Origin of the sequence: Desulfurella sp., assembly GCF_023256235.1 — a bacterium.
Classification (GTDB): Bacteria; Campylobacterota_A; Desulfurellia; order Desulfurellales; family Desulfurellaceae; genus Desulfurella.
The window spans coordinates 17,635-26,481 of sequence record NZ_JAGDWY010000038.1 but is presented as its reverse complement, the minus strand read 5'-3'; the positions used below and the strand labels follow the sequence as shown (position 1 = coordinate 26,481).

12 protein-coding genes are annotated in these 8,847 nt (G+C 31.3%); 9 read left to right on the top strand and 3 right to left on the bottom strand.

The annotated features are described in order from the left end of the window. The 8 genes from Q0C22_RS04115 to Q0C22_RS04080 form a co-directional block, all read left to right on the top strand. A partial coding sequence (locus Q0C22_RS04115; protein WP_291491671.1) for a beta-ketoacyl-ACP synthase 3 occupies positions 1-653 on the top strand: 653 nt, incomplete at its 5' end. Positions 654-663: 10 nt separating this feature from the next. Continuing rightward, positions 664-1,608, top strand: a complete 945-nt coding sequence (fabK, locus tag Q0C22_RS04110; RefSeq protein WP_291491661.1) for an enoyl-[acyl-carrier-protein] reductase FabK — start codon at positions 664-666, stop codon at positions 1,606-1,608. Then, entirely contained in the window at positions 1,592-2,560 is a 969-nt protein-coding gene (gene fabD, locus Q0C22_RS04105; protein ID WP_291491648.1) for an ACP S-malonyltransferase, read from the top strand. Before fabK ends, fabD begins: the two co-directional genes overlap by 17 nt. After that, complete coding sequence (gene fabG, locus Q0C22_RS04100) at positions 2,539-3,282, top strand: 3-oxoacyl-[acyl-carrier-protein] reductase (RefSeq protein ID WP_291491638.1); 744 nt, start codon at positions 2,539-2,541, stop codon at positions 3,280-3,282. The genes fabD and fabG overlap by 22 nt, the downstream gene beginning before the upstream one ends. Positions 3,283-3,312: 30 nt before the next feature. Then, the gene (gene acpP / locus Q0C22_RS04095) at positions 3,313-3,552 is read left to right on the top strand and encodes an acyl carrier protein (RefSeq protein WP_291491629.1); all 240 of its coding nucleotides are present in this window, start codon (positions 3,313-3,315) and stop codon (positions 3,550-3,552) included. Positions 3,553-3,557: 5 nt separating this feature from the next. After that, positions 3,558-4,799 (top strand): beta-ketoacyl-ACP synthase II, encoded by a 1,242-nt coding sequence (fabF, locus tag Q0C22_RS04090; protein ID WP_291491619.1) that lies wholly within the window; start codon positions 3,558-3,560, stop codon positions 4,797-4,799. Further along, positions 4,792-5,436 carry an HAD family hydrolase gene (locus Q0C22_RS04085; RefSeq protein ID WP_291491598.1) on the top strand — a complete coding sequence of 215 codons (645 nt, stop codon included), beginning with the start codon at positions 4,792-4,794 and terminating at the stop codon, positions 5,434-5,436. The genes fabF and Q0C22_RS04085 overlap by 8 nt, the downstream gene beginning before the upstream one ends. After that, positions 5,433-6,830: an HD domain-containing protein gene (locus tag Q0C22_RS04080; RefSeq protein ID WP_291491590.1), complete on the top strand. Its 1,398-nt coding sequence runs from the start codon at positions 5,433-5,435 to the stop codon at positions 6,828-6,830. The genes Q0C22_RS04085 and Q0C22_RS04080 overlap by 4 nt, the downstream gene beginning before the upstream one ends. Positions 6,831-6,834: 4 nt before the next feature. Here the strand turns inward: Q0C22_RS04080 and minE are convergent, their stop codons facing one another. Genes minE through minC form a run of 3 tightly spaced genes read right to left on the bottom strand, consistent with a single transcriptional unit; the run spans position 6,835 to position 8,517 of the window. Beyond that, positions 6,835-7,074, bottom strand: coding sequence for a cell division topological specificity factor MinE (gene minE / locus Q0C22_RS04075; RefSeq protein ID WP_291491583.1), 240 nt, complete (start codon positions 7,072-7,074; stop codon positions 6,835-6,837). A 2-nt stretch (positions 7,075-7,076) separates the two neighbouring features. After that, positions 7,077-7,871, bottom strand: a complete 795-nt coding sequence (gene minD / locus Q0C22_RS04070) for a septum site-determining protein MinD (protein WP_291491578.1) — start codon at positions 7,869-7,871, stop codon at positions 7,077-7,079. A 4-nt stretch (positions 7,872-7,875) separates the two neighbouring features. Then, positions 7,876-8,517, bottom strand: a complete 642-nt coding sequence (gene minC, locus Q0C22_RS04065) for a septum site-determining protein MinC (RefSeq protein WP_291491570.1) — start codon at positions 8,515-8,517, stop codon at positions 7,876-7,878. Between the two features lie 79 nt (positions 8,518-8,596). Between minC and Q0C22_RS04060 the strand changes: the two genes are divergently transcribed. Beyond that, positions 8,597-8,847: hypothetical protein (locus Q0C22_RS04060; RefSeq protein WP_291491556.1), on the top strand; the 251-nt coding region annotated here is incomplete at its 3' end.

Below are 8,847 nucleotides of genomic sequence, written 5' to 3'. Positions count from 1 at the left end.
ATGCTGCTTGCAGTGGTTTTTTGTATGCTTTGAGTGTAGGTGATTCATATATACGTTCTAATGTCGCAAAAAATGTGCTTGTAATTGGTGCTGAAGTATTGAGTAAGTTTGTAGACTGGACAGATAGAAGCACATGTGTAATTTTTGGAGATGGTGCAGCAGCAGTTTTATTGCAGTCAAGTAATGATGAAAGCGGTATTCTTGATATAGTATTGCACTCGGATGGCGATTACACGGATCTTATGCAGATACCTGCAGGTGGGAGCTTGGCGCCTTGTTCTAAAGAAGCTATAGATAACCACGATATCTATATTAAAATGCTTGGTAACCAGACATTTAAAATGGCTGTACAAAGTATTGCAGCTGTATCAGAAGAGGTTTTAAATAAATGCAATATGAGTTTTAGCGATATTGATTTAATGGTGTGTCATCAAGCCAATATTAGAATTTTAGAAGGTGTTGCAAAAAGAGTACATTTACCTATGGAAAAAGTACAAATTGCACTTGATATTCACGGAAATACTGCTGCAGCTTCTATACCATTAGCTTTAGATTTGGCTTATAATCAGGGGAAAATTAAAAAAAATGATAAAATTTTACTCAATAGTTTTGGCGCAAGTTTAACATGGGGTGCTTGCGTGATTGTTTGGTAGGAGGCAATTAGTGTTTAAAACAGAAATTTGCGATATACTTGGCATAGAGTATCCAATATTTCAAGGTGGTATGGCTTGGGTATCAGATGCGAAATTAGCTTCAAGTGTAAGTCAAGCAGGTGCACTTGGTATAATAGCAGCAGGCCATGCAACTCCACAGTGGTTAGAAAGCCAGATTCTACTTGCAAAAGAGATGACAGACAAGCCATTTGGTGTGAATATTATGCTTCTTTCACCATTCGTTGAAGAAATTGTTAGATTGGTGATAAAGCACAAAGTAAAGGTAGTTACAACAGGTGCCGGAAACCCAGGCAAGTATATGCAAGCTTTTGCAGATGCCAATATTAAAGTAATACCTGTGGTTGGTGCTGTAGCATTGGCTAAACGTATGGAATCTATTGGTGCAATTGCTGTTGTGGCAGAAGGTATGGAATCTGGTGGACACATAGGTGAGCTTACAACTATGGCACTTGTACCACAAGTTGTTGATGCTGTGAAAATTCCTGTTATAGCAGCTGGAGGCATAGCTGATGGTAGAGGGTTTTTGGCTGCTTTGTCTTTAGGCGCAAAGGGCGTTCAGATCGGTACAAGATTTATTGCTTCAGTTGAGTGTCAAGCATCAGAAAATTACAAACAGGCTATAATTAAGGCAAAAGATCGCGATACAGTAGTAACTGGACTATCCACCGGACACCCCGTTAGAATTATTAGAAATAAGCTTGCAAGAGAATTTGAAAAATTAGAAAAACAAGAAGCATCAATTGAAGAAATCGAAAAATTAGGTTCTGGGAAGCTTAGACTGGCTGTGGTAGATGGAGATGTGGAAAATGGAAGTGTAATGGCAGGTCAAATTTCTGGTTTAGTAAAAGACATAAAGCCTGTTAAAGAAATTATAAATGATATAATCAATCAGGCAAAAAAAACATTGGAGAATTTGAATGCACTTGGAACCTGATATGAAATTTTTGATTTTTACCGGGCAGGGTTCACAGTTTGTAGGAATGATAAAAGATTTATATGATAATTTTGATATAGTAAAAAAAGTTGTAAAAAAAGCTAATGAATCACTATCTTTCAATTTAAGTAATTTGATGTTTAATGGACCTTCAAGCGAGCTGGTTTTAACCCAAAATGCCCAGCCAGCAATACTAACAGCATCAATTGCAATTTTTGAACTTTTAAAATCAGAGTTAGGTTTTGATTTTGATATAAGCGCAGGACACTCTTTGGGACAGTATTCAAGTCTTGTTGCTGCCGGTTCTTTGGAGCTAGAAGATGCTGTTTTTGCAGTTTACAATCGTGGCAAATATATGCAGGAAGCTGTAAGTGTTGGTCTTGGTGCAATGATGGCTGTAATAGGCAATAACATAAAAGAAGTTGAAGATTTATGCAAAGAAATTTCTAAAGATAAAGATTTTTATTGTGATATAGCAAATTACAATGCTCCAACTCAAATTATAGTTTCTGGCTACAAAAAAGGTATTGCGAAGCTTCAATCACTTATAAAAGAAAACAATTTAGGTAAAACAATTATGCTTGATGTATCTGCACCATTTCATTGCAAATTAATGGAACCGGTTGTAGAAAAGATGCAAAAGGTACTTGATAGCATAAAAATAAATCCTACTAACAAAATTATCATAGAAAATGTTAATTCAAATATTATTAAATCTCCACAAGAAATAAAACAATCATTGCTCGATCAAATAGCCAAGCCTGTAAGATGGATTGATAATGTAAATAAAGCTTTGAGTTATCCTATAGAATTAATCGTTGAATGCGGTCCTAAAGATGTATTGTCTGTAATGTTGAAAAGAAATGTAAAAAATGTAAATATTAGTGGAATTTTTGATTTAAAAAGCTATAATACATTTAGAGAAAGCGTATGGGTTACAAAGGCAGTATAGCAGTTATTAGTGGTGCCTCAAAAGGCATAGGAGCAGCTATCGCAATAGAGCTTGCAAAAAAAGGCTTGAGTGTAATAATAAATTATAATACAAGCGAAGAACAAGCCATAAAATTAAGTGAAACAATAAAAAAAGAACAGGGTAAATGTGAAATTAAGAAATTTGATGTTTCAAATTATGAAGAAGTTGAAAATGCATTTGCTCAGATTATTGAGAAGTACAAAACAATTGACTATTTAGTAAATAATGCGGGTATTGTATCAGACAATTTGATAATAAAAATGAAAGCGGATGAGTTTGATAAAGTATTGAAAACAAACTTGTATGGAACTTTTAATTGTTCTAAAATTGCTGCAAAATATATGATAAAACAGAAATTTGGTGTAATAGTAAATATTAGCTCAATCATAGGTCTTTTTGGAAATGCTGGTCAATCCAATTACGCTGCTTCAAAGGCTGGTATAATAGGTTTTACAAAAAGTTTAGCAAAGGAGCTTGGTTCAAGAAATATCCGAGTTAACGCTGTAGCCCCTGGATTTATTGAAACAGACATGACTGAGAGCCTTAATATAATACAAAAAAAGCTTTTAACAGATAAAATATCTCTAAAAAGACTTGGCAGTGGCGAAGATGTAGCTAATGTAGTTGCTTTTTTGCTGAGTGAAGAATCAAGTTATATTACTGGTGAAGTAATAAACGTAAGTGGTGGACTTAGTATATAAAAAAATAATTGTACAAGGAGGAATAAGTAGATGTCATCTATTGCAGATCAAGTAAAAGATATCATCAAAGAGCAACTTGGGGTAGAAGAAGAAGAAATTAAGCCAGAGGCAAAATTTATTGAAGATTTAGGTGCGGATTCTTTGGATACAGTGGAATTAGTTATGGCTATGGAAGAAAAATTTGGGATAGAAATTCCAGATTCAGATGCAGAAAAAATTTTAACTGTTCAAGATGCAATAAATTATGTAGAAAGTCATATCAATAAATAATAATTATGAGAAAGCGTGTAGTTATAACAGGCTATGGGATGGTATCACCCATAGGTCTGTCTGCTGAAGAAAGTTATAAAAATGCCATAAACGGTATAAGTGGAATTGATAAAATTACTAAATTTGATGCATCTAATTTTGAAGTTCAAATAGCAGCCGAAGTTAAAGGTTTTGAACCAGAAAAGTATGTAGAAAAAAAAGAAGTTAAAAAGTATGATTTATTTAGTTTGTACGCTTTAGCTGCAGCTAGTGAGGCCATAGAACATTCAGGTTTAAGTTTAGAAAAGCTTAATTTGTTTAGATGCGGTGTTAGCGTAGGTTCCGGTATCGGCGGTCTTGGGACAATAGAAAAATATGATCGTGCATTGTTAGAAAGGGGTTATAAAGGAGTATCACCTTTTTTTATACCTACTGCTGTTATTAATATGGCAGGAGGTAACATTGCTATAAAGTACGGTTTTAAAGGCCCAAATTATGCAACAGTTACAGCCTGCGCGTCAGCTACACACGCAATCGGTTTTGCAGCAAGAAACATAATGTACGGTGATGCTGACGTTATGGTGGCTGGTGGTTGTGAATCTACAATTACGCCACTTGCTATAGCAGGTTTTCAGAATATGAAAGCACTTTCTACCAGGAATGATGAGCCTCAAAAAGCGTCACGTCCGTTTGATAAAGATAGAGATGGCTTCATTGTTGGAGAAGGGGCAGGTATCTTGATTTTAGAAGAATATGAGTTTGCTAAAAGGCGCAATGCTAATATTATTGCCGAACTTGTTGGGTTTGGTATGAGTGATGATGGTTATCATATAACTGCACCAGATCCGGAAGGTAAGGGTGCAATTTATGCTATGCAAATGGCACTAAATGATGCGGGTTTAAATCCAGAAGATATTGAATATATTAATGCGCATGGTACCTCAACATACTTTAACGATAAAATTGAGACACTAAGTATCAAAACTGTATTTAAAGAACATGCATATAAATTAGCTATAAGTTCAACTAAATCAATGACTGGTCACTTACTTGGGGCAGCAGGTGGAGTTGAGGCTGTTTTTAGTGTTATGACAATAGAAAATTCAATTATACCACCAACAATAAACTTAGAGCATCAAGATCCAGAATGTGATTTATTTTATGTACCAAATAAATCTATTGAAAAGAAAGTTAATGCTGTTATGTCAAATTCTTTTGGCTTTGGTGGCGCAAATGCTGTTTTAGTTTTTAAGAAATTTAATGAATAGTGCTATATTTTTTGACTTAGATGGAACTCTTGTAGACTCAAAAAAAGATTTGGAAAAAGCAGTGGTTTTCACTGCTTTAAACCTTAAATTAGAAATTTTAGACAAAGAATATATTTTATCTTTGGTTGGAAATGGAATACATAGGCTAGTTAAGGATTACTTAACTAAAATTAATGCAACAGATTACTATGAACAATTTTTAAAAATATTTTTATCTTATTATTATGAGCATATTTGTGAAGATAGTTATCTTTATGATAGTGTTAAACCCACACTTCAGATATTAAAAGAACAATATAAATTATTTGTTGTAAGTAATAAATTAGAAAAATTTTCCAAAAAATTATTAAATGAGTTAAAAATAGATAATTTTTTTGAAGCAATAATAGGTGGTGATAGCTTTGAAAATAAAAAACCTCATCCCCAACCTATTTTAAATTTAATTCAAAAATACAAAATAAATCCATGTAATTCGCTTTTTGTAGGCGATAGCGAAAATGATTATTTTGCTGCAAAAGCATCAAATCTTAGAATGGGGTGGGTTAGTTTTGGATATAAAAATGAATCAATTTTAAAAAAGATTACACCCGACTTTATTTTTGACAAATTCAGGTATATATTAAATATAGCTTTATGAATTTTGATATTGAATCTATTCAATTTTTAAAGCTTTTAAAAACAATATGTGATAAATATAATGTTAAACTTTACATGGTTGGAGGTGCTGTAAGGGATATTTTGTTAAATAAAAAACCTATTGATTTCGATTTTTTAGTATCTGACAAAATAGATGAGATAGCTTTAGAATTTTCGCAAATGACAAACACAAAATATATCTTATTTGAAAAAAAAATTAGGGTTTTTAGATATGTTTTTGATAATTGTGTAGTTGATTTATCAAAATTTGATTCTAATAATTTAGATTTAGAATTAAAAAGACGCGATTTTACAATTAACGCAATCGCTTTTGATTTAGATACAAAATCGATAATTGATCCAACAAAAGGTATTGAAGATCTTAGAAATCGTGTAGTTAAATATTCAAACTGTGATGTATTTAAAGACGATCCGATTAGGTTAATTAGGTTATTTCGCATAGCTGCACAACTTAAGTTTGACATAGAAAAAAACACTTTACAGAAAGCTAAAAGTCTTGTTCATCTTATTCATAATATAGCAAATGACAGAATTACGCAAGAACTGGAAAAATTTTTACTTATAAATGATACATTTAATTACGTATTGTTAATGGATAGAATTGGTTTACTTGATGAACTTTTTGAAGAATTATCTTATGAAAATGGATGCATGCAAAGCTCAAGTCATTTATATGATGTAAAATCGCATTCTTTGAACGTTTATAATTTTGTTGAATGGTCAATTTTGAGAATGAAAAGGATTGTTGGTGAAGAATGTTTTGAGTATTATTATGATTATTACAAAACTAATAGAAAACAAATCATAATTGCGCTAAAACTAGCAGCTTTATTTCATGATTGTGCAAAACCTTTTGTAAAGCAAATAAATAACGACGAAATTTCATTTAAAAATCACGAAATTTATAGTGCCGAAATTTTCAAAAAATATGCCAAACAATACAATTTTCAAAATAAGATTACAAAAATTACGGTATTTTTGATATTAAATCATATAGAGCCTGCCAAGCTTTTTTTAAACTGGAAAAATAATACTTTAACAGATGAGTTGTTGTATGATTTTTTTGATAAATTTGGTATTAATGGTGTTGATCTTCTTATTTTTGCTTTAGCAGATACTTTGGCAAAGGGCAAAATAAGAATGGTAAACAGAGAAGTATTTATAGATTTTTTGAAAGATATGACTTGTTTTTATTTTCAAAGATATTTGAATTTTTTAAAACTTCCACAAATTTTAAAACCAAATGAGATGCTTGAACTTGGTGTAGAAAATAAAAAACTATCTATCGTTATTAGATTGCTTAAAAAAAATATATTTTTGCAAAAAATTAAAACAAAAGACGAAGCAATAGCTTTTGCAAAACAATTTCTATAAATGTTTAGCGCAATGGTATATTGATTTCCAATATTTCAAGGTGATTGTCGCGTTCTAACTTAACATCTATACGTGTTGGGTCGATTTTGACATATTTTGATATTACAGCTATTAAATCCTTTCTTAAATCCTCTATAAACGGTGCACTGTTTAGTTGCCTTTCGTGAGCAAGTATTATTTGCAGCCTATCTTTTGCGACATTTGCCGATTCTCGTCTTTTTGTAAAAAAATCTAACAAACCCATATTTATTCCTTAAAAAAGCTAAAAAGTGTTTGCAAAAAGCCTTTTTTTTCTTCTTTTATCTCGTTAAATTCAACATTATCGCCTAAAATCCTTCTTACAATGTTAAAATATGCTTTTCCAGATGGGCTATCTTTGTGTAATACTGATGGTTCACCCATATTTGTATAGCTTATAATGTTTTTATCTTCAGGCACAAGACCAATAAGCGGTATACTAAGAATTTGCAAAACATCATCTTTACTAAGCATATCGCCATTTTTGACTAAAAGAGGATTTATTCTATTTATGATAAGCTTAATATTTCTTTTTTCATTGGCTTCGAGTATGCCCACAACCCTATCAGCATCTCTAATAGAAGAAATTTCTGGTGTTGTAACAATTAATACCTCATCTGCCGGTATCATTGCATTCTTGAAACCACCTTCAATACCAGCAGGTGAATCTAAAATAATAAAATCAAATTCTTCTTTTAATTCATCTGTTAATTTAACTACCTGTTCTGGTTTAACTGCTGATTTATCTCGTGTTTGGGCAGCTGCTATAAGATAAAGATTTTCTGTTCTTTTATCTCTTATGAGAGCTTGACTAACTTTGGCCACATTTTCAATAACATTTACAACATCATAAACTATTCGGTTTTCCAAACCTAAAATCATATCAAGATTTCTAAGGCCAATATCTAGATCAATTGCGACGCATTTTTTTCCAGCAAGTGCAAGACCAAGTGCAATATTTGCGCTTGTTGTTGATTTACCAACACCACCTTTACCGGATGTTATAGTTATTACTTTTCCCATTTAATCACTCCATTTTATAGTTTAGCCAATCTTTATATGTTAATACAACAATTTTATCATTTTCAATAAATGCAACTTCTGGTTCTTTTTTAAGGGTATTTTTTGGTTTATCAGGAGCTTTTGCAAGAAACTCAAAGATACGAATTTGTGGACTATTGAGTTCAAAAGCGAATATAAACGCTTCTTTATTAGTTTTAAAACCAGCATGAGGTATGCCTTCAAGACTACCCAAAACAAATATATTTTTTTTGGCATATATATAAGCATCTCTGTTTACATTACCCATAATTATTAGATTATCATCGGATTCAAGCGTTTGGCCACTTCTTATATTACCTTTAAATACAACCGAATTTGGGTGTGTAAGTGCCTGCGTTAGAGTGGGCACATCTAGATTATTTGCAATTTTTGTATTATTTATAAAAACCGCATTTATGTATAAATTATGTTTTTTTAAATAATCTATAGCAAAATCTATGTTTCTTTTTGAGTCAAGTTTTATTGTAAGTATAGAATTCTTAAAAAATTCAATATTTTTTATAATGTGACTATCAAAAAAATCAATAATTTCTTCATTGGAACTGTTTTTGTCTATTTGTATTTCGTATCCTAAATAATTTCTACCTTTTATTGCTAAATTTTCCATCCTTTTTATAAATACCACAAAATAATAATATTTTCAAGAATTATTGAAAATTAAAAACTCTTTATGTATACTTTGTAGCGTGAAAAAAATTGCAGTTTATTCATTGGGTTTTCTTTTATCTTTTATAGAACTTGTTTTATCATTTTTTAATAAAAGTTTATGCGATGCATATTCTTGTAAGTTAGTTGCAAGTTATGTCAAGTTTGGTGAATATGTGCTTATTCTAATAGGAGTGGTTGTTTTTTTGATTTTAATATCGCTTGAGTTGTCAAAATTAAAATTTAAAGATTATTTAATTGATGCAATTTTGATAGCTGCATTATCCAGTGA

Bases quoted from the DNA above. Each gene is read 5' to 3' on its own strand.
- fabD (WP_291491648.1), top strand. From the start codon at position 1,592: ATGCACTTGGAACCTGATATGAAATTTTTGATTTTTACCGGGCAGGGT.
- fabG (WP_291491638.1), top strand. From the start codon at position 2,539: ATGGGTTACAAAGGCAGTATAGCAGTTATTAGTGGTGCCTCAAAAGGC.
- acpP (WP_291491629.1), top strand. From the start codon at position 3,313: ATGTCATCTATTGCAGATCAAGTAAAAGATATCATCAAAGAGCAACTT.
- fabF (WP_291491619.1), top strand. From the start codon at position 3,558: ATGAGAAAGCGTGTAGTTATAACAGGCTATGGGATGGTATCACCCATA.
- Q0C22_RS04085 (WP_291491598.1), top strand. From the start codon at position 4,792: ATGAATAGTGCTATATTTTTTGACTTAGATGGAACTCTTGTAGACTCA.
- Q0C22_RS04080 (WP_291491590.1), top strand. From the start codon at position 5,433: ATGAATTTTGATATTGAATCTATTCAATTTTTAAAGCTTTTAAAAACA.
- minE (WP_291491583.1), bottom strand. From the start codon at position 7,074: ATGGGTTTGTTAGATTTTTTTACAAAAAGACGAGAATCGGCAAATGTC.
- minD (WP_291491578.1), bottom strand. From the start codon at position 7,871: ATGGGAAAAGTAATAACTATAACATCCGGTAAAGGTGGTGTTGGTAAA.
- minC (WP_291491570.1), bottom strand. From the start codon at position 8,517: ATGGAAAATTTAGCAATAAAAGGTAGAAATTATTTAGGATACGAAATA.